Raw genomic sequence first — 21,823 nt, 5'->3', positions numbered from 1 at the left:
CGCCGGGTCGGCCACGACGGGGGAGGCCGGGAGGGCGGGGCGGGCCTGCTGCTAGCTTCCCGACCATGAACGACAGCGTGTACGTGGGCAACGCGGGCAAGGACGCGCCGCTGGAGCGGGGCTGGCTGCTCGGACACTTCAAGGACGTCGGCGATCCCCGGCACAGCGAGGACGTCGAGATCAAGTGGGGCGTCCATCCGCGGGGCGACACGCGGGCCCAATGGGTGACCGGCGAGGAGCGCACGGCCCTGCTGGTCCTCATCAGCGGCCGCTTCCGTGTGGAACTGCCCGGACGTGACGTCGTCCTCGCCGAGCAGGGGGACTACGTCGTGTGGGGGCGGGGCGTGGACCATTCCTGGTACGCCGAGGAGGAGTCCGTCGTGCTGACGGTCCGCTGGCCGTCGGTCCCGGGCTACCGGGTGCGGGACGAAACGGAGGGGACCGAGGCGCATGGTGAGTGATCTCGTAAGGGCGGAACTGGGGCGGGTCGACTGGGCCGCACTGGAGTGCGGCTGCGGTGCCACAGCCGAGCATCTGCCCCTGATGTTCGAGGCGATCCTGACCGCCGCAACCCCACGGGAGATGATCGGCCACACCCTCGAGAACCACGTCGAAGTCGGTACGAACACCTTCCCGTGCACACCGCCCGCCGTTCGCGTGATCATGTCGGCGCTGGCCGGCGAGATCTCACCGCCGGCCCGTGGTGTCCTCCTCCAGACGCTGGAGTTCGTGGCCGCGGGCTCGGACGAGGAGTGCTGTGCCGGAGTGGAGGAGGGCCTCTGGACCCTCCTCCACATCGGACTCACCGGCAGCGCGCAGGACGCCGAGACGGTGGCGGACATCTGCGAGAACCTCGGACTCGGCGGCGACGGGTCGGCCTTCTACCAAAACCTGCTTCGCGAGCGCGTGAAGGCCAGGACCAAGCGCCGCCGGGTGTGAGCGCGACCCGTCACCCCAGGTCGTACTCGAAGGTGTACGGCACGGTGGGCTCGCCGTGCCGGGCGGTGTAGGCGCCGGTGCCGGTGAGGCCCGTCAGTTCGTCGGTGCCCGAACCCGGAACCACCTCGAAGGCACAGTGCACGCTGCCGTCGTCGACGAACCGGCCGCGCTCCTCGACGGCGAAGGTGCCCTTGCGCCCGTCGACGGTGCCGGTGAGCACCTGCATCCCGGCGAACGTGCCGGTCTTCTCCGTGACGTAGACGATGCTGTACTCGCACGTGGTGTCGGCGGCCTCGACGCCGCCGGAGAAGGAGTTCCGGACGGAGGCGTGCGCCAGCTTCGGACTCGCCTCGCTCCGGCCGACCGTGCGTTCCTGCCAGTCGGCGAAGGTGAAGTGGCCGGTGATCTGCGTGGGCATGGCTGTCCTCTCGAACGGTCTCGCGGGGGTTTCCCGCAGTGCTCGAACGAGTCTGTCCGCCGTACCTGACATCTCCTGTCAGGTACGGCGGACAATGTCGTCCATGCGTGCCGACCGGCTTCTCTCCCTGCTCCTGCTGCTCCAGAACCGTGGGCGGATGACCGCCCCGGAACTCGCCGAAGAGCTGGAGGTGTCGGTCCGAACGGTCTACCGGGACGTCGAGGCACTCAGCGCGTCGGGAGTCCCGGTCCTGGCCGACCGCGGGCCGGCCGGCGGTTACCGCCTCGTGGACGGCTACCGCACCCGGCTGACCGGGTTCACCGATGCCGAGGCCTCCTCGCTCTTCCTCACCGGAGTACCCGGCCCCGCTCGGGACCTGGGCCTCGGCGCGGTGCTGACGACCGCCCAGCTCAAGCTCCAGGCGGCACTGCCGAGCGAACTGGCGGAGCAGGCCCGGCGCGTACAGGACCGGTTCCACCTGGACGCGTCCGCGTGGTTCCGGGACGCCGACCCGGTTCCGCATCTGGAGACGATCGCCGGGGCGGTGTGGGAACGGCAGGTGCTGCGCACGCACTACCGGCGCTGGCGCGGCGAGGTCCACCGCGAGCTGCGCCCGCTCGGCATCGTCCTCAAGAGCGGTATCTGGTACCTGGTGGCAGAGGTGGAGGAGGCGGTCCGGACGTACCGCGTCTCCCGCTTCCTGGCCGTGGAACCCACCGGCGACGACTTCGACCGCCCGGCCGGGTTCGATCTGGCCGCCTACTGGGAGGCCGGCTCCCGGCGCCTGGAGGCCGCCCTGTACCAGGACACCGCGCACCTGCGTGTCTCGCCCCGAGCCCAGCGGCTGCTCCCCATGCAGTTCGGCGCGGCGGGCGCCCGCGCCCTGGACGGCGCCGGTCCACCGGACGACGAGGGCTGGGTCCACGTGGAACTGCCCGTCGAGTCCCCCTCCGTCGCGGTCGGCGACCTCCTCAGACTGGGCCCGGAGGCCGAGGTCCTCGCCCCTGCCGAACTGCGCCGGGCGCTCACCGAGGCGGTAGCGGCCCTGGCGGCCCGCTACACGCCGTCCCCGCTGCCCGACTCGACCGACTGAGCCCCTACTCGGCCTGTTCGATGTGCAGGGCCCGCTCGAAGAACGTCTCGAGTACCACCGTCGCCTGCGTTCCGCTGACTCCGTCGATCGCGTACAGGCGGCGCAGCACGTCCTGGAGCTGCTCGGCGGTCGCGGTGCGGACCTTGACCAGGACGGCGGAGCTGCCCGCGATGACGTGCGCCTCCTGGATCTCCGGTATCGCGGCGAAGGACTCGGCCCGGTCGCCCATCCACGCCGTCGCGTCGACGAGAACGAAGGAGAGCACCCCGCGGTCGAGCGCCGCCGGGTCGACGTCGACGACAGTGGCCCGGATGACCCCCTGTTCCCGCAGCTTGCGCACCCGCTCGTGCGCGGCACCCGGGGACAGGCCGACCGCCCTGCCCAGGGTCGCGTACGACCGGGTGGCGTCCTGCTGGAGCAGCGCGATCAACTGCCGGTCGATATCATCCACTCGCTTCATGGGAAAACCATATCTGGTTCGGCTGTCTACGTGTTACGTTGAATGAAATATTGATCACCACGCTCCGAGGGGACCCCATGTCCGGTCACACCGCCGACAACCCGTACGAGATCCTGGACGACCGCTTCCACACCGGACGCTGTACGAACGGCGACAGGAGGCTGGAGGTCTTGTACGACGGCTGCCGCTGGACCGAGGGCCCGCTGTACATCCCCGCCTGGCGCCAGCTGATCTGGAGCGACATCCCCAACGACCGCATCCTGCGCTGGGACGAGGCCACCGGCGCGGTCGGCGTCTTCCGCACCCCGGCCGGCCACAGCAACGGCAACACGCTCGACCGGCGGGGCCGACTGGTCACCTGCGAGCAGGGCAACCGCCGCGTCACGCGCACCGAGCCCGACGGCTCGGTCACCGTCCTGGCCGACCGCTACGCCGGCAAGCGCCTCAACAGCCCGAACGACGCCGTCGTACGTTCCGACGGCACGATCTGGTTCTCCGACCCGGACTTCGGCATCCTCAGCGACTACGAGGGCCACCGCGCCGAGTCGGAGATCGGCGCGTGCAACGTGTACCGGATCGATCCGGCGACCGGGGAGGTCCACCTCGCCGCCGACGGATTCGACGGGCCCAACGGTGTCATCCTGTCCCCGGACGAGAAGCTGCTCTACGTCTCCGACTCCCGGGCTGCCCGGATCCACGTCCACCACGTCCGCGACGACGGCACGCTCACGGGCGGCAAGGTCTTCGCCGAGGCCCCGAAGGGCGTCCACTTCGACAACATCCGCTTCGACGACGCGGGCCGCCTGTGGGCCGCGGCCCTCGACGACGGCGTCCACTGCTACGACCCGGACGGCACCCTCATCGGCCGCATCCGCGTCCCCGAGACCGTCTCCAACATCACCTTCGGCGGCCCGAAGAACAACCGGCTCTTCATCACGGCCACCACCTCCCTGTACTCGCTGATGATGTCGGTGACGGGGGCGCCGCGCGTCTGAACGCCGGCCGACGGTGACCCGCGTTTTCGCAGGTGGTCATGTGTCGGGCGCCGTTGGTCGTGCGGGGCGGAAGAATGTGGAGAGGGTGAGGTCGTCAGCGATTCGCAGGCCGCCGTCGACGACGAAGGGCAGCGCGATCCAGGCGAGCTGCGTCAGGGCGGCGGCGGTGGTGCGTTCGCCTGGGTCGACCACAGGCGTCGAGTTCGCAACGCGGCGCATTCCGCGTCGGCAATCCTCACCGTGCTCGTCGCCACCCGACTCAGCGGCCTCGTCTTCACCGCGCTCGGCATCGACTGGCTGTACGAAGCCGCTACCGCCGGCACTGCGGCCTGGCCGTACGACGAGGGCTGGGACATCCTCGCGATGGCGACGAGCGGGCTGTTGAACCTGTGGGGCCCGCTGCTTCTGGTTCTCACGTATGCGTACTACCGACGCCGCCGGACCCGATCGTTTCGGCTCTGGTCCACTTCTTGTGGTGCGGTCACTCCCTGTCGATCCGAAGCCGAGTTCCTGCGGCAGGTATTCCCAGGCGATCCCGTGTGCAGCACGAACAGACGAGAAGTACGCGGGTATCGGGATCAGCGACCGAGGAATGACCAGCGCCGTTTCCTACGCGGTGTGGCTTCCGGCTCGATCTCTCGCGGCGCGGGGGCGATCCGGTCCGGCTCCAGCCCCACCTTGTCGGGTGTACAGAAGCGGCCGGCGCGTTACTGCTGGTCGCCGCTAACCTGCTCGGTCTCGGCCTGGTCGGTGCCACCGTGGTCGAAGACGTCCAGGACCAGACCGTGACTGTGCCGGATACCGGGGCGGGCGACTGAACGAGCGGATACGGTTCCCCCCATGACAAAAACTGCCCGGACCATGAAACGTACGGGAGCCCTCGTCGCGACAGCCGCCGTGGCCGCGCTCGCCTTCCCCGCCCAGGCCCACGCCGCTGCCGTCGCCTGCGGCGGCGGGGTCTCGACGCAGAACATCGGCGCCCGCGGCTGTATTTCCGCCGAACGCTGGAAGGACGGGGAGATCTTCTGGCGCGACATCACCGCCCACGCCCTCATCACCAACTCCCGCTCCCACGCCTCATGGGTCGAGTACGAGGCGTACCTCCAGGCGGGCGGCGCCGACTGGGTGAAAATGGGCAGCGGCCGGACCATCGTGCAGCGGCGTTCCACGGTCGGCCCGATCGCCATCGCCTCCAAGTCCCGCATCTGTGACACGGTCAAAGTCACGATCCGCGTCCACGTGAGGCCGGCGGGGGGCGCCTGGTCGAACTGGTCCAGCGCGGCGACCTCGCAGTGCCAGACCTGACGCTGCCAGACCTCGCACACCGCAGCGCCCTCGCCTCCGCGACCAGGAGGACGGGGGCTCTCGTGTTTTCTGCGGGGGAATTATGCGGCCACGGGACGCCTGTGCAGTTCCTTCGCCGCCTTCGCGGTCTCCCGCTTCAGACGCGCCTCGAACTCCTCGCGTGTCTCTACCCGCAGCCGGTCCGGGTACCGCTTCATCGGCATCTCCTCCCCCAACGCCGCGAACCGCGCAACGATGGCGTCACGGTCCATGTCGACCTTCCCCGGCACCCGGGACAGGAACCAGTCGGCATACCAGCCGACCGGCGCCAGATGCAGCACCTCGTCCGCCCCCTTCTGATCGGTGGCAGCCGCGTTCGTCCGCGCCCGCGCATCTCTGCGTACTGCGCACACCTCGGCGACCGCCTCCGCGTCCTGTCCTATCCGCTGAGGCATCTGACGGTGGCGCTCCACAGCGATGTCCTCCAGCCGCTGCTCCAGCCGTGCCGCATCAGAGAACCTTTGCCCCGCTGTAACGTGACGCGCGGTTCGGCTTCTGGTCCGGGCGCAGGATCGTCCAGGTTCAGGCGGCAACTGCCCTTCGCGATCAGCCTCTCGTGGCGGGCCACCTCGATGTTTGTGTCGTAAACGACCAGGTGCGAGATCGGCGATGAAACGGGGGTCTCGGCGCTCCAGAACCGGCGGCCGTCAGCCAACTCGCGGGCGAGGCTCGGCCTGGAAGCTCGCGGCTGTCTCCACCGGGGGAGTGGTTTGCCTTCCGGGCTGGGGCATGTGCGGGGCAGCGTGGAAATCGCAGTGCTTACTACAGCAGGCACGCCGCGGAGGCGGATCAGCTCGCGCAGCATCTGCTGTGGCAGCCGATGCAGCAGCGCCGCCAGGAACGCCCCCTCGCTCGGAGTGAACCGCACCCTGTCCTTGCCGAGTTGCCGCTCCAGCACCATGAGCTGGTGGCGCAGGGCCAGGATCTCCATGTCGCAGCCACCTCGCTTCTACGGGACATTTGCTGGTCCTCATCCGGCTTCCAGATCTGGTCGAACCAGGTGATGAAGTCCATCACGGTTCCGACCCGGGCGATGCTCTCGTGGATGGGCCGCTGGCCATGGCTGGGAAGGAAGTCGCGCAGGCTGATGGACTTGCCGCATCCGCAGTTGCACTCGCGGTTGCCCAGGGGGAGTCGAAGTAAGTGATGGGGTTCTGCTGGGCGCTGTTCGGGGCGGGCTTGCCGACGTAGTGGTCGTGGGCCGGATGCCCGGAGCCAAGGACGCGACCTTCGAAGGCCCATCGACCACTGGGGACGTGGACGACCCGGGCGATCCGTATGGCCGTGGCGGATAATCCCGCCTCCGTTGACGACCGCGAACCGCTCTCGTTCGACGCGTAATCCGGGCATCACGCAGATTCCCGCGCGCATCGTCAACACGCGTGCGCAGAAAGGCAATTACAGCATGAATGCCTACTGTCATGCTGGCCGTAGGCCCCGGAGAAGCAAGCTCGCATTGAGAGCGTGCGGCGCCAGGGAATCGGGCGAAAAAGGTTCGGACAAAGGAGTCAGCGCATGTTGAAGAAAATCGAGGCTGTGGGGAGTGCTCTCCTCGACCGCTTCGTGCCCAGAGTCGAGGCTGATGCCTCGGCTCAAGCCGGTTGCTACAAGTGCTTCCACGGTTCCGGATGCGACTACAAGAACAACGGCTGGTGGTCGTACAGCGCGAACTGCAAGACCAACTGGACGTTCCTCTACTGCGACGACTGCGTCTGATCCACGTCGGTCCAGCAGTTCCGATTCCGCTCAGAGGCCGGGCACGCGATGAGCGCGTGCTCGGCCGGGAGCACACGCCGACCAGGGAAGGCTCCCGAAGCGTGGACCCGATCAATGCTGCCTGTGCCGCTTGTCTCCTCGTGGTCTTCGGAGTGGCGGCCATCGGCAAGTCACGCAACGCCGCTGCTTTCTGGGCGTTCTCGCGTTCACTGAAGGATTTCAATCTGATTCCTGACAGTTGGGTGGGCCCCTGCGCGTTCGCCGTTGTGTGCTGCGAGGCCACGGCAGCTGCGCTGCTCATGGCGACACCGTTCTCGCCCGGCCTGGGAGCAGCGGGATTCCTGCTGTCCGCCGGCCTTCTGGCGGCGTTCGCCACGGGCATCTCCCGCGTCGTCATCCAGGGGCGCCAAGTGAACTGCCGGTGCTTCGGAACCGCGAAGCGCCCGCTCGGCGTCCGGCACATCCTGCGGAATGTCGGCCTCACGGTCGTCGCACTCGCAGGAGCCGTGGCCACCACGGGCACACCCTGCGTGCAGTGGGCCGAATTGCTGGTCTGCGCGTGTGCCGGTGGGCTGACCGGTGGCCTGGCCGTTGTTCTTGACGACCTTGTCGATCTTTTCCGTCCTGCTCGTCGCTAGGAGGCATAATGCCGTTACTGATCGGGCTCGTCGTTCTCGTCGGGCTGGTCTGCACCCTGGACCTGATCCTCACAGTGGGGGTCATCAAGAGACTCCGTGAGCACTCCGAGGAGTTGGCCCGTGTCGACCGGGGACCGAGGCCCGCCATCAGCAGGGGTGATGCGGTGGCACCTTTCGAAACCCTCACGGTCCAGGGCGAGCGGCTGACGCATGAGGAGCTCGTGAACGAAACAGTTGTCGCCTTTTTCACCCCCGGCTGCAAGGCGTGCGGGGAAAAGCTGCCGGAATTCCTGGCGCACGCGCAGGACCTCCCCGGCGGTCGCCGACAGGCAGTGGCGGTGGTCGTCGGGGACGAGGAGGACAAGACCGCGGCGTATGCCGCTCAGTTCGCCTCCGTGGCCCGGGTGGTCGTCGAGGAGCACGGTGGGCCGATTTCACAAGCGTTCTCCGTCATTGGTTTTCCGTCCCTACTCGAGGTCGCCCGCGACACGAGAGGGGTACTGGTGGTCACTGACGACAGCGTGCCAATGGGTCACGCCCAGGACCGGGCAGCGGCGTGAGGCATCTGGCAGCGGCAGAAGGCCGTACCCGACTGCGCGCGACGGCACGACTCGCAGCCTCAGTCTGTGCGCTGACAGGTGCGGCGGCGCCCGGCGCCACGGCACTCTACGCGATCACCATGGTGATCAGCGGTGTGGCGCCCGTGGCCACCGCATGGCTCACCAAGTCGGTGCTGGATGAACTGATCGCCGGTGCTCCGGCGGGGCGGCTGGTCACCCTGGGGGTGGTACTCGCCGGTGTCTCCGCCGTCGCCGGTACCCTGCCGCATCTCACGCAGTTTGTGCGCGCCGAACTGGACCGCGCGGTGGCGTTGCTGGCTCAGGAACGATTGTTCACCGCCGTCGGATCCTACGTCGGGCTGGGCAGGTTTGAGGACCCACGCTTCGTGGACCAGCTGCGCCTAGCGGACCAAGCCGGCCGCAGCACGCCCAGCCAGACGGTCGACTGCCTCCTGGGAAGCGTCAGGTCATCGATCACCATCGCCGGTTTTCTCGGCTCCCTGCTCCTGCTCAGTCCGGTGATGGCCGCCTTGGTGCTGCTGTCAGGGGTGCCCATGCTGCTCGCCCAGCTCAGTCTGTCGCGGCGCCGGGCACGGATGTTGCTGTCCATTGGCCCGGCCGAGCGCCGGGAGCTGTTCTACAGCCACCTGATGACCGGCGCCGACTCGGCCAAGGAGGTACGGCTTTTCGGCACGGGGGCCTTCCTGCGTGGACGCATGCTCAACGACCGGCGGGCCGCGGACACCGCCAAACGTGCCGTGGACCGGCGGACGATGCTCGTCCAGACCGGGCTTGGTGTGCTAGCCGCGCTCGTGAGCGGCGGGGGTCTGTTGTGGGCGGTGAGCGCCGCCAACACGGGGGCCTTCTCGGTCGGTGGCATCACCATGTTCGTGGCCGCTGTGGCGGGTGTGCAGGCAACGCTGGTCACCCTTACCGGGCAGGTGGCGGGGACACACCAGGCGCTGCTCCTGTTCGACCACTACGCCGCAGTGACCACGGCAGAACCTGATCTTCCTCTTGCCGTCGCGCCGTGCCCGCTTCGTCCCCTCCGGCACGGGATCGAACTGCGCGACGTCTGGTTCCGCTACTCGGACGAACACCCGTGGGTGCTGCGTGGGGTCAATCTGTTCATTCCACACGGGACGTCCATGGCTCTGGTCGGTCTGAACGGCACGGGGAAGTCGACGCTCGTCAAGATGATGTGCCGCTTCTACGATCCCACGCGCGGAGCCATCCTCTGGGACGGGGTGGACCTCCGTGACGTCGACCCGACCGCACTCAGAGAGCGGATCGGAACGGTGTTCCAGGACTACGTCCAGTACGACATGACAGCCGCTGAGAACATCGGAGTCGGCAATCTCTCCATGTTCGGCGACAGAGCCCGACTGGAGGACGCCGCCCGGCGTGCCGGTATCCACGATGCCCTGCTCGCCCTGCCTCACGGCTACGACACCCTGCTGTCGCGCGTGTTCTTCATGGAGTCCGAGAAAGACGATCCCAAGACCGGCGTCGCCTTGTCCGGTGGGCAGTGGCAGCGGCTCGCGCTGGCCCGCGCGCTCCTCCGTGACCAGCGTGACTTGATGATCCTCGACGAGCCTTCCGCGGGACTGGACGCGCAGGCCGAGGCGGAGATCCATGCCTCTCTCGCGAAGTACCGAAACGGACGGACCAGCCTCCTCATCTCACACCGTCTGGGCGCTGTCAGGAACGCGGATTCGATCGTCGTCCTCGCGAACGGCCGCGTCACCGAACAAGGTGACCACGACTCACTGATGGCGGCCCGGGGTGCCTACGCGCGCCTCTTCCTGCTCCAGGCCTCCGGCTACCGGACCGGAGGCGACCTCTCTGTCTCTCTGGGAGGCCAGTCATGACCGCCGGTCCCTGTGGCGCTGGAACGCCCGACGGCGAAGCCTCCCCGATCGTGCCCAGCCGTGTCCTGCCACGCCTGTGGAACCAGATGCTCCGGGAACCCGTAGACGCCTCCACGCCGCGAGCCGCACGCACCGCGCTGCGGTGGGCGGCCGCGGCCGTCTGGACCGGCGTACCAGGCCTTCTCCTCGCGGGCGCCCGCAATCCAGCCTTGGTCTGTGGTTGTGCCGCGTCGGCTCTGACCGCGTGTATCGCCGTCCTGGCAACACTTGAGCGCATGCTGGTCACGGTGACCGTCCGCGGACAGAGCATGCGGCCGACCTTCCGCGACGGGGACCACGTGCGAGTACGCCGGGACCTGCGCCCCGTTCCTGGCCGGGTGATCGTGATCGAACGGCCGACGCCGGGTGCCCGCTGGACCGCCCCGCCGGTGAGCCGTTCAGGCGGGGCCGATGCCATCGCGGGCCGCCAATGGCTCATCAAGCGAGTGGTCGCGGTCGCGGGGGATCCGATACCGCGTGACACTGTGCCCGGTCTGCCCGACACTGCGGATGGTCTGGTACCCCCTGGCGGGCTGGTCATCCTCGGCGACAATCCGGACAACAGTCTCGACTCGCGATCGCTGGGGTACCTCCCCGTGGAACGTGTCCTGGGGACGGCCACACAGCCACGAGCAGGCAGTCCGCTGAGATCCTCTGCGAGCGGTGGGCGGGGCCGGGCCCGGCGGGCGGTGTAGGGGCGGTACTCCGGACGGCGGCCGCGCGGTGCTGCTCTATGGAGTCCGCGGTCTGCTGCAGATTGAAGCTGCGCTCACGGAACCTGTAGTAGCCCATCGCGGAGATGATGACAGACACGCTGGCACCGAGGCCGATGAGTCGGCCCTTGCCGGGCTGCGGCGGGTCGTAGAAGGCGGCAACAGCGGGAATGGCGGCGGAGCAAAGGATTAGCAGCCACTGGAAGCCGTTGTGCCACCGGCTGTATCGCCGCCCCTCGGCGCGGAGCCGCCCGACCTCTGCGGGGATGGCGTCGCGGTAGGAATAGCGGCGCTCGTGCACAGGACGCGCGACATAGGCGGCCGAGAGGAGACGCGGCTCCTCGGCGGGTTCGAGACCGCGTACGCCAGGTTTCTGTAGTCCCGTGGCGGCATCCCGTACGTGGCCCGGAACAGGCGGCTGAAGTGCGCTGGATTGGTGAAGCCCCAGCGTTCGGCGATGGCCTGGACTGAGCGGGCGTTCAAGCGGGGGTCGGCCAGGTCGAGGCGGCAGCGTTCCAGACGGCGGTGGCGTATCCAGGCTGCCGGCGAGGTGTCGTCCTCGGCGAGCAGCTGCTGGAGATAGCGAAGGGAAATGTGGTGGGCGTCCGCGATCGTCCGGGGACTCATGACCGGGTCGGCAAGGTGCTGCTCGACGAACGCGTTGATCTTGGCCCGCAGGGCGGTCCGGCGGGCCTCCGGGGTCAGCGCATCGTCAGCAGCCAGGCGGCGGGCGATGACGGACGCCAGAAGGTTCAGGGTGACCGAGGTGAGTGTGGAAATGTCGGCGGGGGTGAACTCGCCGGCGCGAGCGTTGAGGTCGGTCAGCCAGCGGGTAAACGCCCCACCCATGCCCCTGCGCCCGTCGATCGGGACAGCGAGCAGGCGCTGCACCGTTTTCTCCGGCAGCGGCAACAGCCGGCGAGGAAACTGCAGGGTCAGTTGTGACCAGCTGCTTTGAAAGGCGTGGCGGTGGGCATCGAAGGGACGACTGCCGTCCAGCATGATGAGGTCGCCAGCATGCAATGTCGTGTCACTCCCGGCATGGGAGAAAACCCCCTCCCCACAGAGAATGTAATTGATCATGTACACCTCGGGATCGGACTGGCGGATCCACTTCGCCGTCCGCGCGCTCTCCAGATGCGGGAAGGACAGCGCGGACACCTGTAATTCCCCTAGCTCCAAGACGCGCACTTTGGAAGGTCTGTGCCTCGATTGAGGGGCTGGGTCTGCTGGACGCGCGTTGTCCTGACGTCGCCACAGAACGCCTTGCAGTCCAGCTGTGCCCCGAGGGCGGAAGTCACCCGTTTGGGATAGGCGAGGTTGGAGTTCGTCACCCTGAAGGTGTGAGCCTTATCGGCGCAGCAACCGTCGACGGAGTTCGCTGTTGGGGAACCCGCCCCAATTCCCGCTGCGACGGAGTCGCCCATAGCCACATACTGGACGGCTTGTACGTCTTGCGCCGCGGCGTGCCCCGGCAGCGCGGCCACGGATCCAGCCGGCAGCGCGACGGCGGCGACCGACCCCGTGATCGAGCGTCGTAATCTCACTCGGTGTCCCTTCGTTGAGTTCGGAGCACGCACTCTCCGAGGGCGGCTGCCAGGGCCACAAGGCTCCTTCGTTGTCCCGGACAGGACCTTGGCAATTGGTGCAGGTCACCGCCGTGTCCGGCCTTTGTCCCGGACAGTCAGGAATGTCGGCGGCCGACTTGGCGATTCGTGCCCACTGGAGCGCTCAGTCGCATCTGGTGACCAACATCGCCGAAGGGGAGCCGCTGATCAGTAAACTGGCGCCAGGCGGCCAGCGGGTACTGTCCGCGCTGCATGCTGGTGAGCGCGCACGATCGTGGAGTCCACCGAGACCGCCCAGGGCAGGCCCTCGTCGGCCTCGGCCTGGGCTATCAGCGCGGTGAAGACCCGCTCCAACATGCCGTCCAGGGTCCACACCCGCAGGTGGTTGTAGACAGCCTTCCCATTGCCGTACTTCGCCGGCAGATGGAGCCACTGCGTTCCGGTCTGGAACATGAAGGCGATCGCGTCGATCACCTCCCGGTGGTCACGCCAGCGGCCACCCGCTTCGGCGTCCGGTCCGGGGGTAACGGCTCAATTCGCGTCCTCTGCACATCACTTGACGACACACCCCGACCAACGACCGACTGATCCAAACGAAAACTGCCTAGGTGTTCGCCACCGTCCGCGCGGGCGCGGCCGGCTCTCTGATGAAAGCGCAGCCTGCCCGAGGCCCTGATCGAGGGCGTCCGTGTGCTCGCCGCGCCGTCGCCGCAGATCGCGGCCCGGCTCGCCCTGGTCCGCCCCGGTGGAGGCGAGTGAGCCCCCGGCCCCGCGCCCCGTCGGGCGGGCCGAACATGACACGCCGCCGGACGGCGCATCGGGCCGTAATACGGCTTATCAGGTCATAACGTACAGGATATGATGAAACATCACTTCGCCTATCTCGCCTGCACCGCGGCCCTCGTCGGCTCGGCTCTCGGCGCGGCCCCGCCCGCCTACGGTCCCATGGTCCACTTCGTGGACCCTGGGGAGTCGATCCAGAAGGCGGTGGACGCGGCGCAGCCCGGTGACACGGTCCTGCTGATGCCCGGCACCTTCCGGGAGAGTGTCCGGATCACCACCTCCGGGCTGACCCTGCGCGGCGTGGGCCGCGCCACCGTCATCAAGCCGGCGGCCACGAAGGCCGCCGACAGCTGCGGTCGGGCCGGCAACGGCATCTGCGTGGAAGGCACGAAGGGCAGCCCCGTGGTGGGCACCACCGTCGCCTCGCTGACCTTGTCCGGCTTCGCCAAGAACGGACTGTGGGCGACGGACACCGACCGGCTCACCGTGCGCAAGGTGACCGCCGAGAAGAACGGCCAGTGGGGTATCGCCCAGCAGGGCTCCACCCGCGGCGCCTTCGTGGAGAACACCGCCCGGGACAACGGCGACGCGGGCCTGTTCCTCGCCAACTCGGTCACGGAGGAGGGCGGAGCCACCGACACCAAGGGTGCGGTGATCAAACGCAACCGTCTCCAGGGCAACCGGACCGGCGTCACCGTACGGCGCCTGCGGAACCTCACCGTCGCGCGCAACGACATCACGGGCAACTGCACGGCGGTCTTCGTCGTGGGCGACGAGACGCCCCCACGGGCCGGCGCCCTCACCGTGCGCGAGAACCGCGTCGTGGGCAACAACAAGTACTGCGCCAAGACCGCCCGGCTGCCCTTCCTCCAGGGCTCCGGCATCGTCCTGACCGGCGCCGAGGACACCCTGGTCACCCGCAACCTGATCACGGACAACGCCGGCACCTCGCCGCTGTCCGGCGGTGTCGTCCTCTTCAAGAGCCTGGTCGGTGCCACGAACGAGCGGAACCTGATCAGCGACAACACGCTGGAGCGCAACGCGCCCGCGGACCTGGTCAACACGGAGACCACCACGGCCACCAACACCTTCCAGGACAACTCCTGCGACAGCTCCTCGCCCACGGGCCTGTGCTGAACAGCTGAGCACCCGACCAGCCGGACGCCCGACCAGCCGGACGCCCGACCAGCCGGACGCCCGACCAGCCGGACACCCGACCAGCCGGACACCCGACCAGCCGGACACCCGGGCACCCGGAGAACCCGAGACCCGGACCCACCGGGTCCGCCCATCCCGAACCGGAAAGAGGAAGGCGGCACATGACGACCGCTAGCACTGCCGACCCGAGCGCACGGACGGCGCCCCCGCCGTCCATGCGGTTGCGGGAACTCGTGTTCGGGGCGGCGTGTGCCGCCGCCCTTCGCGCGGCCGCCCGACTGGGCGTCGCCGACGCGCTGGGGGACAGCCCCCTGAGCGTGACGGACCTCGCGGCCGCGGTGAAGACCGAGCCCAAGCCGCTGCGACGGCTGTTGCGCGCCCTGTCCTGCTACGGCGTCTTCGCCGAGCGCGAGGACGGCGCGTTCGCGCACACCGACATGTCCCGGCTGCTGCGCGAGGACGACCCGAACAGCCTGCGCCACATCACCCTGTGGTGCACCGAGCCCTGGACCTGGGACGCGTGGCCGCTCCTGGACGAGGCGGTGCGCACCGGCGGGAACGTCGTGCAGGACCTCTACGGCAAGGAGTTCTTCCAGTACCTGAACGAGGACGCCCCGGCCTCGGCCGACGTCTTCAACCGGGCCATGACGACCTCGAGCATGCAGTCCGCGCGGGACGTCGCCCAGCTCCTCGACCTGTCGGGGAGCAAGTCGGTCGCCGACATCGGCGGCGGCCAGGGGCACGTGGTGGCGAGCCTGCTGGAGAAGTACCCGACGATGCACGGCAGTCTCCTCGACCTGCCGCGCGTGGTGGAGAACGCCGACCCCCGGCTGCGGAAGGGGGGCGCGCTCGCGGACCGGATGCGCATCGTGCCCGGCGACGTCCGCGAGGCCGTCCCGGTCCATGCGGACGTCTACGTCATCAAGAACATCCTGGAGTGGGACGACGAGAGCACCGCCCGGACCCTGCGCAACGTCATCGAGGCGGGCGGCCCCGGGACGAGGGTCGTGGTCATCGAGAACCTCGTCGACGACACGCCGTCGATGCGGTTCAGCACCGCGATGGACCTGCTGCTGCTCCTCAACGTCGGCGGCGCGAAGCACACCACGCAGAGCATGGTCTCCCGGCTGACCGAGGCGGGCCTCGTCATCGACAACATCAGCCCGGTCAACCCCTACCTGCACGCGTTCGACTGCATGGTCCCCGCGTGAGCACCGGCTGAGAAAGCCGCCGGTCGCCGGGTCCGCGACACCGCGGACCCGGCGACCGGCGGCCGCACGAGCGGCTCAGGCGGAGGAGTCCCGCTCCCAGAGGTAGAAGCGGTGTGCCATCGCGTCCTTCGGGGAACGCCAGGTCGCCGGGTCGTACGCGCTGACGTACGTCGACAGACGCTCGCTGATGTCCCTGAACTCGGGGTGCCGGGCCACCTTGGCGATGGCGGGGCCGGGGTCCCGCTCGGACTCGATGAGGTGCAGGTACACATCACCGAACTGGAAGAGGCTGCGCCGGGCGACCCCCACGAGGTGGGGGAGTTCACCGCGGTCCGACTCGTCGAAGATCTTGGCGATGTCCGGGGCCGAGCCGGGCGCCATACGGGCGACGATCAGGGCTTGGTGCATGGGGACTGTCCTCCGTACGGCTCAGTCGGTCAGGCCCGGGGCGGACCCGCGCTCGGCGGCGGCCTTCTCGATCCGGTCCCGGATCAGGGCCAACTGGATCTTGGAGTTGCGGTTGATGTTGTCCGTCATCCAGGCGTCGTCGACCGGCGCGTCGGGCTTCATCGCGAAGTCCTGGGTCCAGATCATCCTGGTGCCCTGGGCGACCTCCTCGTACTCCCACCGGATGTCCATGTGGGAGAAGGGCCCCGTCTCGACCCGGCGGGCCTTGACGGTGAGCGTGTCGCGGTCCGGCTCCCGCTCGGAGACCCAGCTCCACACGGTGCCGTTCTCGTCGGGGTGCATGGTCAGCCGGAAGGTGGTCTTGCGGCCCTCCTGCTCGAGGATCTCGACCGAGGCGTACTCGCTGAACAACCGCGGCCAGTTCGCCAGGTCGTTGGTCATGTCCCAGACCAGGTCCAGCGGCGCGGCGATGGTGATCTCGTTCTGGGTGTGTCCGGACATGTCACGCTCCTGCCAGGAAGGCACTGTTGACGAGGTCGAGGAACTGACGGGGGGTCTTGCTGCGCTCCGCGTCGGGCGGCATCGGCGTGCTGTAACGATTCTCCAGCTCGCCGACGATGCCCAGCAGACCGAGCGAGTCGATGCCGAGGGTGTCGAAACCGGCGTCGTACTGCTCCTGGAGCTGCTGCGGGGACACGGTCACCCCCGCGGCCTTCTTCATCAGCTCGGCCAGCTCTTCCAGGGTGATGCGGTCACTCATGCGGATCCTCTCCTAGTGCTGCTTCCTGCGTGCTGTGCACCGCCTCGCTACGAGGCGTCGACGGCGCCGTGCCTGAGCACCAGCGCCGAGTTCGAGCCCATGAGCCCCCGACTCAGGACCAGCGCCGTGCGCAGCTCGGCGGCACGGGCGCGGACGGTCACCACGTCGAGGTCATGGCAGACGTCGAAGACGTTCGGGGTGGGCGGGATCAGACCGTGCTCCATCGCGAGCACGGCGGCCGCGGCGTCCAGGACGGGCGCCGCGCAGTAACCCCGCCCCGTGCCCGTCTTCGGCGCGGTGACGGGCACCCGCTTGCCGTGCGAGCCGAGGGCGTCGGCGATCGCGAGCGCCTCGGCCCGGTCCGCCTCCGGCACGCCGAGCGCGTCGGCGAAGACCACGTCGATCTCCTCGGGCGCGCACCCGGCCTCGTCCAGGGCGGCGCGGATGGCCTGCGCGAGGCCCTCCCCGGACCGGTCCCAGCGAGAGGCGCCGGTGAAGGTCGCCGCGTGTCCGGCGAGGTACGCCCGTACCCGTACGTCCCTCTCCCGGGCCGAGTACTCCTCCTCCACGACGACCATGGCGCCGCCCTCGGCCGGGACGAAGCCGCACGCGCCGTCGGTGAACGGCCGGTAGGCGTGCGCCGGGTCCTCGACGGTGCTCAGCTCCTCGTAACCGAGTTGGCAGACCATCGAGTACGGCGCCAGCGGTGCCTCGGTCGAGCCGGCCACGATCAGGTCGGTGCCGCGCCGCACCGCGCGCGCGGCGTGCGCCAGGGCGTCGAGACCGCCCGCCTCGTCGGCGGCGACGACCGAGCAGGGGCCCTTGAAGCCCCGGCGGATGGAGATCTGGCCGGTGCTGGCGGCGTAGAACCAGGCGATGGACTGGTACGGGCCGACGAACCGGCTGCCCTTGCCCCACAGTTGCTGGAGCTCCCGCTGTCCGAACTCACCGCCGCCGGACCCGGCCGCGGTGACCACGCCCACCGAGAACGGCTCCTCGCCGGTGTCGGCCCGGCCGAGGCGGGCGTCCTCCAGCGCGAGGTCGGCCGCGGCCATCGCGAAGTGCGTGAACCGGTCGGTCTGGACGAGGAAACGCTCCTCGACCGCGTCGGCCGGCTCGAAGTCACGGACCTCGCCGGCCACCCGCAGGGGCAGGTGCTCACAGCCCTCGCGGGTGATCCGGTCGAGGACGCTGACGCCCTCCTGGGTGGACTTCCAGAACGTCTCGGTGCTGGTTCCGTTGGGCGCGATCACACCGATGCCGGTGACGGCCGCGCGCCGTGCACGGGGTTCGCTCATCGTGTCCTCTCCCTCGACCGGGTCAGGGTCACCGCGGACTGGAAACCGCCGAACCCGCTGCCCACGGAGAGCACGCTGTTCAGCTTGCGCTCGCGGGCGACGCGCGGGACGTAGTCCAGGTCGCACTCGGGGTCCGGGGTCTCGTAGTTCGCGGTGGGCGGTACCACCTGGTGGGCCAGGGCCAGCACACAGGCCACGACCTCGATCGCCCCGATCGCTCCGAGGGAGTGACCCACCATGGACTTGATGGAACTCATGGGCGTGTCGTAGGCGTGGTGGCCCAGCGCCCGCTTCACGGCGGCGGTCTCGTGGCGGTCGTTCTGCCGTGTGCCCGAGCCGTGCGCGTTGACGTAGTCGATCGCCGAGCCGTCGAGGCGGGCGTGGTCGAGGGCGACCTCGATGGCCCGGGCCATCTCAAGGCCCTCGCTGGTCAGACCGGTCATGTGGTAGGCGTTGCCGAAGGTGGCGTAGCCGGTGAGCTCGCAGTACACATGGGCGCCGCGCGCCCGGGCGTGCTCCAGCTCCTCCAGGACCAGCACCGCCCCGCCCTCGCCCATGACGAAGCCGTCCCGGTCGTTGTCGAACGGCCGGGAGGCGTGGGCGGGGTCGTCGTTGTTCGGGGACGTGGCCTTGATGGCGTCGAAGCAGGCCATGGTGATCGGAGAGATCGGCGAGTCCGAGGCACCCGCGATGCAGATGTCGGCCCGGCCCTCCTCCACGGTGTGGAAGGCGTACCCGACCGCGTCGAGCCCCGACGTGCAGCCCGTGGACACGGTCTGCACCGGCCCGCACGCCCCGAAGCGCTCCGCCACCGTCGAGGCCAGCGTGCTCGGCGAGAACGCGCGGTGCAGATGCGGCTCCGCCTCCGCGTGGTCCACGTCCCACCGCTGACCGCCATGGCTGACCAGCACGTAGTCGTGCTCCAGCCGGGTGGTGCCACCGACCGCCGTGCCCAGGGAGACACCGACCCGCCAGGGGTCCTCCCGGGCCAGGTCGAGACCGGAGTCGCGCACTGCCTCCGCCCCGGCGACCAGGGCGAACTGGATGTAGCGGTCGCCCCGCGCGACGTCCTCCGGGGCCAGTCCGTGCGCCGCGGGATCGAAGTCGCACTCGGCGGCGATCCGCGACCGCAGACCGGCCGGGTCGAAGAAGGTGATGCCCCGCGTCGCGGTACGCCCCTGGGAGAGCAGGTCCCAGAACGCCGGTACGCCGATACCGCCCGGGGCCACGACACCTATGCCGGTGACTGCCACGCGCCTGGTCATGAGCGCACCTCACTGGGCTCGGCGGCACGCGGCTCGACCGCGTCGGCGTCCGCGCCCTCGGTGTCGACATGACCCAGGCGCGGCTCGGGGGCCAGCGGACCGAGGTGGAAGACGAGACGTGCCTCCACGTTGCCGACGTTGCGGAAGCGGTGCCGCAGGTAGGCGGGGATCATCAGTCCCTGCTCGGGCAGCAACGGGTGGGGCTCACCGTCCAGGTCCACCTCCAGCTGCCCGCAGACCACGTACACGAACTCCTCGGAGTACGGGTGGTAGTGCTCGGCGATGCGGTCGCCGGGCTGCACGACGGCCACGCCCATGAAACCGCTCGTGGAGCCGACCGTGGTGGGGGTGAGCATGGCGCGCAGGTCGCCGCCGCGCCGGGTGTTGGGCTCGACCTCGCTGAAGTCCACGATTCTGGGACGGGTTTTGATCACGACGTTCCTCCGATGGTGTGCTGCGTCGACATGAGTGGCGTGGCCGCCGCGGCCCGCGCGCCCGTGGGTCAGGCGTCCGGCGACCGGCGGTCGGTGACGAGTTCCATCCGGGTGAGTTCGAGGAAGCGCGCGAAGTCGCCGTCCTGGAGTGCGGAGACGTCCGTGTCGAGGAGCTCCGCCGGCTCTCCCGCCCGACCGGGCTCGGGGAGGCCGAGGGCCAGGAGGGGATCGGCGGCGTCCAGACCACCGCGTACGTCGATGAGCCGGACCACGACGTCGTCGCGCTGGAAGATCGTGCTGCGCAGCACCGGGCTGCGCGGATCGTCGGCCGCCGCCTCGTCCTGCTGGGCGAGCAGCTCGGCCAGGCGCATACCGCGTCCCGGCAGGGCCGGGTAGTACAGCGCGTGCCGCTCCGCCGCCGGGTCCTGTTGGTCCGCCGTCACGTGGTGTACGGCCGGCAGCGCCGCCCTTGTGAAGAAGACCCGGGCCGACTCGGGGTCGTTGAGGTCCCGGTCCTGCTCCAGGTAGGGGTTGATGGCCTCCTCGACGGCCCGTACCTCGGGCTGCCGGGAGACGTGGCGCAGCGCCGCGAGCAGGTCGCCGCGCACCTCGATGGCCCGCACCACCCGGTTGCCGTGCATGAAGAGCGAGGTGCGGCACAGCCGGGTGGTGTCGTCGACCCGCGGCTCGGGCGAGGCGTAGTCGGCGAGGATCTTGGCGACGGCCTCCTCGCTGCCCGGCTTGACGGTGAAGGTGAGCGCGTGACGGATGACGCCGTCACCGATCCGCGGGGACGCCTGGAGCCGGCGCTTGGCGGCCCCGTGGGCGTCCGCCGCCGGGCCGCCGGTCTCGCGGACCACGTGGAAGCGCAGTGACCGGGTGTCGCGGACGCAGCTGTGCAGCGGCTCCACCATCCGCACGTGCTCCTCGCTGTTCACCCAGGCGAGGAACGGCGGGGCGCTCTCCCACTCACTGGTGATGAGCCACTGGGAGGGATTCTCGATCGACTGGCAGAGCTGGTCGCTGACGTGCCCGGGAACGGACGCGACCTGCTTGCACAGCTGCTCGTACGCCTCCAGGAACTGCTGCTGGGCTCCGTCGTAGACGTCGACCAGCAGCACGACCCGGAGCCGGGAGCCGTCGAATACGGACTGGGAGACACGTTGCGACGCCTGATGGGTGGGCGGTGAAACACGTGCGGACGTGGTGGTCATCCTGCGCACATCTCCTTCGCGGGGCAGAGGTGAACGCCGACCGCGTGAGGCGACGTCAGCGTTCCTCGATCCTGTGTCCGTCCCCACGAGCGCGCGACTCGTATGAACTACGCGGGTGATCGTGGGTGCGGATCTGAGTGCTTCTCAGAGAGCCCGTGAGTGACCGAGGCATGACAGGCAGGGGGTCGGTCCGGGCGATGTCGGGCATGGCTGGGCCGCCACGCCGTGCCGGTGGGTCACGGGTGGCGGCCGCAGTCGGGTATCGCGTCGGGCACGGGTCAGGCCAGGCCGGCCGCGGTCTTCTTGCGGCGCAGGGTGTAGGCGCCGGTGGCGGCGACGGCCAGGACGGCGAGGCCGCCGGCGGTCACGCCGGTGGTGCCGGCGAGGGCACCGCCACCGGTGTGCATGCCGCCGTGGGGCTTGTCGTGCTCGCCGCTGCCGCTCCAGTCGCCCTTGTCCTTCTCGCCGCTGCCGCTCCAGTCGCCCTTGTCCTTCTCGCCGCTGCCGCTCCAGTCCTCCTTCTCCTTGGCGGAGTCCTTGTAGGAGGAGTCCTTCTCCTTGTAGGTCTCGGGGTCGTACTTGGGGTCCTTGGCGGTGGCCCAGTCGTCGCCGGTGACGGCGGTCAGGGCGCCGCCGCCGGTGTGCATGCCGCCGTGGGGCTTGCCGTGCTCGGTGTCTTCTTCCTTGGCCGTGTCGTGTTCCTTGCCGTGTTCCTTGCTGTACGAGGAGGAGGAGTCGTCGTGGTCCCAGTCGCCGGCGTAGGCGCCGGGGGTGGCCAGGGCGAGGACGGCTGAGGCCGCCGCGGTGGTCAGGAGCAGGCGGGCAGAACGCATGGGTAGTCCTTCCGTCACGGCCGGGCAGCCGACGCCTCGTCAGCTGAACGACCCGGTCTTGACGTGATCCACCGTCAAACAGCCACACCGATCCCACCACTCCAG

Annotated in this window: 27 protein-coding genes and 2 pseudogenes; 12 read left to right on the top strand and 17 right to left on the bottom strand. The window is 69.3% G+C overall.

The features are described 5' to 3' along the window. Nucleotides 1-65: 65 nt before the first annotated feature. Nucleotides 66-461 carry a cupin domain-containing protein gene (locus tag IG99_RS30665; RefSeq protein WP_037679636.1) on the top strand — a complete coding sequence of 132 codons (396 nt, stop codon included), beginning with the start codon at nt 66-68 and terminating at the stop codon, nt 459-461. Then, nucleotides 451-939 (top strand): hypothetical protein, encoded by a 489-nt coding sequence (locus IG99_RS30660; RefSeq protein WP_037679635.1) that lies wholly within the window; start codon nt 451-453, stop codon nt 937-939. The genes IG99_RS30665 and IG99_RS30660 overlap by 11 nt, the downstream gene beginning before the upstream one ends. Before the next feature lie 10 nt (nt 940-949). On the opposite strand, the gene IG99_RS30655 is transcribed toward IG99_RS30660, so the two are convergent. Further along, nucleotides 950-1,357 (bottom strand): DUF3224 domain-containing protein, encoded by a 408-nt coding sequence (locus IG99_RS30655; protein WP_037679634.1) that lies wholly within the window; start codon nt 1,355-1,357, stop codon nt 950-952. A gap of 103 nt (nt 1,358-1,460) precedes the next feature. Between IG99_RS30655 and IG99_RS30650 the strand changes: the two genes are divergently transcribed. Then, nucleotides 1,461-2,450, top strand: a complete 990-nt coding sequence (locus tag IG99_RS30650; protein WP_199815641.1) for a helix-turn-helix transcriptional regulator — start codon at nt 1,461-1,463, stop codon at nt 2,448-2,450. Nucleotides 2,451-2,454: 4 nt separating this feature from the next. On the opposite strand, the gene IG99_RS30645 is transcribed toward IG99_RS30650, so the two are convergent. Next, on the bottom strand, nt 2,455-2,901 hold the full coding sequence (locus IG99_RS30645; RefSeq protein WP_037679632.1) for an Lrp/AsnC family transcriptional regulator: 447 nt from the start codon (nt 2,899-2,901) through the stop codon (nt 2,455-2,457). Nucleotides 2,902-2,987: 86 nt separating this feature from the next. Between IG99_RS30645 and IG99_RS30640 the strand changes: the two genes are divergently transcribed. Then, nucleotides 2,988-3,905: an SMP-30/gluconolactonase/LRE family protein gene (locus IG99_RS30640; protein ID WP_037679630.1), complete on the top strand. Its 918-nt coding sequence runs from the start codon at nt 2,988-2,990 to the stop codon at nt 3,903-3,905. A gap of 36 nt (nt 3,906-3,941) precedes the next feature. Here IG99_RS30640 and IG99_RS49090 read toward each other — a convergent pair whose 3' ends face one another. Both IG99_RS49090 and IG99_RS51460 read right to left on the bottom strand, forming a co-directional pair. After that, on the bottom strand, nt 3,942-4,124 hold the full coding sequence (locus IG99_RS49090; protein ID WP_158973273.1) for a hypothetical protein: 183 nt from the start codon (nt 4,122-4,124) through the stop codon (nt 3,942-3,944). Nucleotides 4,125-4,612: 488 nt separating this feature from the next. Further along, nucleotides 4,613-4,747 (bottom strand): hypothetical protein, encoded by a 135-nt coding sequence (locus IG99_RS51460; protein ID WP_267882575.1) that lies wholly within the window; start codon nt 4,745-4,747, stop codon nt 4,613-4,615. Between IG99_RS51460 and IG99_RS46240 the strand changes: the two genes are divergently transcribed. Continuing rightward, entirely contained in the window at nt 4,746-5,210 is a 465-nt protein-coding gene (locus IG99_RS46240; protein ID WP_234312024.1) for a hypothetical protein, read from the top strand. The genes IG99_RS51460 and IG99_RS46240 overlap by 2 nt on opposite strands. 80 nt (nt 5,211-5,290) lie before the next feature. Here IG99_RS46240 and IG99_RS30630 read toward each other — a convergent pair whose 3' ends face one another. Together IG99_RS30630 and IG99_RS46235 are read right to left on the bottom strand one after the other, a co-directional pair. Next, nucleotides 5,291-5,644 (bottom strand): hypothetical protein, encoded by a 354-nt coding sequence (locus tag IG99_RS30630; protein ID WP_158973272.1) that lies wholly within the window; start codon nt 5,642-5,644, stop codon nt 5,291-5,293. Next, entirely contained in the window at nt 5,629-6,180 is a 552-nt protein-coding gene (locus IG99_RS46235) for a hypothetical protein (RefSeq protein WP_078948001.1), read from the bottom strand. Before IG99_RS46235 ends, IG99_RS30630 begins: the two co-directional genes overlap by 16 nt. Nucleotides 6,181-6,764: 584 nt before the next feature. Between IG99_RS46235 and IG99_RS49085 the strand changes: the two genes are divergently transcribed. The 5 genes and pseudogenes from IG99_RS49085 to IG99_RS46220 form a co-directional block, all read left to right on the top strand. Continuing rightward, nucleotides 6,765-6,965: a hypothetical protein gene (locus IG99_RS49085; RefSeq protein ID WP_037679621.1), complete on the top strand. Its 201-nt coding sequence runs from the start codon at nt 6,765-6,767 to the stop codon at nt 6,963-6,965. Nucleotides 6,966-7,066: 101 nt separating this feature from the next. Next, nucleotides 7,067-7,603: a MauE/DoxX family redox-associated membrane protein gene (locus tag IG99_RS46225; RefSeq protein WP_158973271.1), complete on the top strand. Its 537-nt coding sequence runs from the start codon at nt 7,067-7,069 to the stop codon at nt 7,601-7,603. Between the two features lie 8 nt (nt 7,604-7,611). Further along, entirely contained in the window at nt 7,612-8,163 is a 552-nt protein-coding gene (locus tag IG99_RS30610; RefSeq protein ID WP_037679618.1) for a TlpA family protein disulfide reductase, read from the top strand. Between the two features lie 119 nt (nt 8,164-8,282). Further along, nucleotides 8,283-10,034, top strand: a complete 1,752-nt coding sequence (locus IG99_RS30605) for an ABC transporter ATP-binding protein (protein ID WP_078947999.1) — start codon at nt 8,283-8,285, stop codon at nt 10,032-10,034. Continuing rightward, nucleotides 10,031-10,684: pseudogene (locus IG99_RS46220) on the top strand (S26 family signal peptidase); the annotation flags it as partial. The gene IG99_RS30605 and the pseudogene IG99_RS46220, both read left to right, overlap by 4 nt. Here IG99_RS46220 and IG99_RS52070 read toward each other — a convergent pair. From IG99_RS52070 to IG99_RS30595, 3 genes and pseudogenes are all read right to left on the bottom strand, one after another. Next, complete coding sequence (locus IG99_RS52070) at nt 10,611-11,087, bottom strand: SLATT domain-containing protein (protein ID WP_158973270.1); 477 nt, start codon at nt 11,085-11,087, stop codon at nt 10,611-10,613. The pseudogene IG99_RS46220 and the gene IG99_RS52070 sit on opposite strands and share 74 nt — an antisense overlap. Continuing rightward, nucleotides 10,976-12,058, bottom strand: a complete 1,083-nt coding sequence (locus tag IG99_RS30600) for a helix-turn-helix domain-containing protein (protein ID WP_078947997.1) — start codon at nt 12,056-12,058, stop codon at nt 10,976-10,978. Before IG99_RS30600 ends, IG99_RS52070 begins: the two co-directional genes overlap by 112 nt. A 503-nt stretch (nt 12,059-12,561) precedes the next feature. Next, a pseudogene (locus IG99_RS30595) lies at nt 12,562-12,858 on the bottom strand (transposase); the annotation flags it as partial. A 354-nt stretch (nt 12,859-13,212) separates the two neighbouring features. Here IG99_RS30595 and IG99_RS30590 point away from each other — a divergent pair. Both IG99_RS30590 and IG99_RS30585 read left to right on the top strand, forming a co-directional pair. Continuing rightward, nucleotides 13,213-14,274: a right-handed parallel beta-helix repeat-containing protein gene (locus IG99_RS30590; RefSeq protein ID WP_037679616.1), complete on the top strand. Its 1,062-nt coding sequence runs from the start codon at nt 13,213-13,215 to the stop codon at nt 14,272-14,274. Between the two features lie 182 nt (nt 14,275-14,456). Then, nucleotides 14,457-15,506: a methyltransferase gene (locus tag IG99_RS30585; RefSeq protein ID WP_037679613.1), complete on the top strand. Its 1,050-nt coding sequence runs from the start codon at nt 14,457-14,459 to the stop codon at nt 15,504-15,506. A 75-nt stretch (nt 15,507-15,581) separates the two neighbouring features. Here IG99_RS30585 and IG99_RS30580 read toward each other — a convergent pair whose 3' ends face one another. The 8 genes from IG99_RS30580 to IG99_RS30545 form a co-directional block, all read right to left on the bottom strand. After that, nucleotides 15,582-15,914, bottom strand: a complete 333-nt coding sequence (locus IG99_RS30580; RefSeq protein WP_037679611.1) for a TcmI family type II polyketide cyclase — start codon at nt 15,912-15,914, stop codon at nt 15,582-15,584. 21 nt (nt 15,915-15,935) lie between these two features. Beyond that, a complete protein-coding gene (locus IG99_RS30575) occupies nt 15,936-16,415 on the bottom strand; it encodes an SRPBCC family protein (RefSeq protein WP_037679608.1) in 480 nt (159 codons plus the stop codon). 1 nt (nt 16,416) lies between these two features. Further along, nucleotides 16,417-16,674 carry an acyl carrier protein gene (locus IG99_RS30570; RefSeq protein ID WP_037679606.1) on the bottom strand — a complete coding sequence of 86 codons (258 nt, stop codon included), beginning with the start codon at nt 16,672-16,674 and terminating at the stop codon, nt 16,417-16,419. 47 nt (nt 16,675-16,721) lie between these two features. Then, nucleotides 16,722-17,972: a ketosynthase chain-length factor gene (locus IG99_RS30565; protein ID WP_037679602.1), complete on the bottom strand. Its 1,251-nt coding sequence runs from the start codon at nt 17,970-17,972 to the stop codon at nt 16,722-16,724. Next, entirely contained in the window at nt 17,969-19,237 is a 1,269-nt protein-coding gene (locus IG99_RS30560; protein ID WP_037679600.1) for a beta-ketoacyl-[acyl-carrier-protein] synthase family protein, read from the bottom strand. Before IG99_RS30560 ends, IG99_RS30565 begins: the two co-directional genes overlap by 4 nt. Further along, complete coding sequence (locus IG99_RS30555; protein ID WP_037679598.1) at nt 19,234-19,671, bottom strand: cupin domain-containing protein; 438 nt, start codon at nt 19,669-19,671, stop codon at nt 19,234-19,236. Before IG99_RS30555 ends, IG99_RS30560 begins: the two co-directional genes overlap by 4 nt. Before the next feature lie 68 nt (nt 19,672-19,739). Next, nucleotides 19,740-20,885, bottom strand: coding sequence for a SchA/CurD-like domain-containing protein (locus IG99_RS30550; protein ID WP_037679596.1), 1,146 nt, complete (start codon nt 20,883-20,885; stop codon nt 19,740-19,742). A 278-nt stretch (nt 20,886-21,163) separates the two neighbouring features. Continuing rightward, complete coding sequence (locus IG99_RS30545) at nt 21,164-21,718, bottom strand: hypothetical protein (protein ID WP_037679594.1); 555 nt, start codon at nt 21,716-21,718, stop codon at nt 21,164-21,166. Nucleotides 21,719-21,823 lie beyond the last annotated feature (105 nt).

The organism is Streptomyces griseus subsp. griseus (assembly GCF_000720255.1).
GTDB classification, from domain to species: Bacteria; Actinomycetota; Actinomycetes; order Streptomycetales; family Streptomycetaceae; genus Streptomyces; species Streptomyces griseus_I.
The sequence above is the reverse complement of the archived record's forward strand: the minus strand, read 5'-3'. Positions and strand labels throughout refer to the sequence as shown.

What these genes read in the sequence shown, in the direction of transcription:
- IG99_RS30590 (WP_037679616.1), top strand. Translation starts at nt 13,213, where the DNA reads ATGATGAAACATCACTTCGCCTATCTCGCCTGCACCGCGGCCCTCGTC.
- IG99_RS30640 (WP_037679630.1), top strand. Translation starts at nt 2,988, where the DNA reads ATGTCCGGTCACACCGCCGACAACCCGTACGAGATCCTGGACGACCGC.
- IG99_RS30665 (WP_037679636.1), top strand. Translation starts at nt 66, where the DNA reads ATGAACGACAGCGTGTACGTGGGCAACGCGGGCAAGGACGCGCCGCTG.
- IG99_RS49090 (WP_158973273.1), bottom strand. Translation starts at nt 4,124, where the DNA reads ATGCGCCGCGTTGCGAACTCGACGCCTGTGGTCGACCCAGGCGAACGC.
- IG99_RS30610 (WP_037679618.1), top strand. Translation starts at nt 7,612, where the DNA reads ATGCCGTTACTGATCGGGCTCGTCGTTCTCGTCGGGCTGGTCTGCACC.
- IG99_RS30655 (WP_037679634.1), bottom strand. Translation starts at nt 1,357, where the DNA reads ATGCCCACGCAGATCACCGGCCACTTCACCTTCGCCGACTGGCAGGAA.
- IG99_RS51460 (WP_267882575.1), bottom strand. Translation starts at nt 4,747, where the DNA reads ATGGGGGGAACCGTATCCGCTCGTTCAGTCGCCCGCCCCGGTATCCGG.
- IG99_RS30660 (WP_037679635.1), top strand. Translation starts at nt 451, where the DNA reads ATGGTGAGTGATCTCGTAAGGGCGGAACTGGGGCGGGTCGACTGGGCC.
- IG99_RS30545 (WP_037679594.1), bottom strand. Translation starts at nt 21,718, where the DNA reads ATGCGTTCTGCCCGCCTGCTCCTGACCACCGCGGCGGCCTCAGCCGTC.
- IG99_RS30565 (WP_037679602.1), bottom strand. Translation starts at nt 17,972, where the DNA reads ATGAGCGAACCCCGTGCACGGCGCGCGGCCGTCACCGGCATCGGTGTG.
- IG99_RS30560 (WP_037679600.1), bottom strand. Translation starts at nt 19,237, where the DNA reads ATGACCAGGCGCGTGGCAGTCACCGGCATAGGTGTCGTGGCCCCGGGC.
- IG99_RS46240 (WP_234312024.1), top strand. Translation starts at nt 4,746, where the DNA reads ATGACAAAAACTGCCCGGACCATGAAACGTACGGGAGCCCTCGTCGCG.
- IG99_RS30580 (WP_037679611.1), bottom strand. Translation starts at nt 15,914, where the DNA reads ATGCACCAAGCCCTGATCGTCGCCCGTATGGCGCCCGGCTCGGCCCCG.
- IG99_RS49085 (WP_037679621.1), top strand. Translation starts at nt 6,765, where the DNA reads ATGTTGAAGAAAATCGAGGCTGTGGGGAGTGCTCTCCTCGACCGCTTC.
- IG99_RS30570 (WP_037679606.1), bottom strand. Translation starts at nt 16,674, where the DNA reads ATGAGTGACCGCATCACCCTGGAAGAGCTGGCCGAGCTGATGAAGAAG.
- IG99_RS30550 (WP_037679596.1), bottom strand. Translation starts at nt 20,885, where the DNA reads ATGACCACCACGTCCGCACGTGTTTCACCGCCCACCCATCAGGCGTCG.
- IG99_RS30585 (WP_037679613.1), top strand. Translation starts at nt 14,457, where the DNA reads ATGACGACCGCTAGCACTGCCGACCCGAGCGCACGGACGGCGCCCCCG.
- IG99_RS30605 (WP_078947999.1), top strand. Translation starts at nt 8,283, where the DNA reads ATGGTGATCAGCGGTGTGGCGCCCGTGGCCACCGCATGGCTCACCAAG.
- IG99_RS46235 (WP_078948001.1), bottom strand. Translation starts at nt 6,180, where the DNA reads ATGGAGATCCTGGCCCTGCGCCACCAGCTCATGGTGCTGGAGCGGCAA.
- IG99_RS30630 (WP_158973272.1), bottom strand. Translation starts at nt 5,644, where the DNA reads ATGCCTCAGCGGATAGGACAGGACGCGGAGGCGGTCGCCGAGGTGTGC.
- IG99_RS30650 (WP_199815641.1), top strand. Translation starts at nt 1,461, where the DNA reads ATGCGTGCCGACCGGCTTCTCTCCCTGCTCCTGCTGCTCCAGAACCGT.
- IG99_RS30575 (WP_037679608.1), bottom strand. Translation starts at nt 16,415, where the DNA reads ATGTCCGGACACACCCAGAACGAGATCACCATCGCCGCGCCGCTGGAC.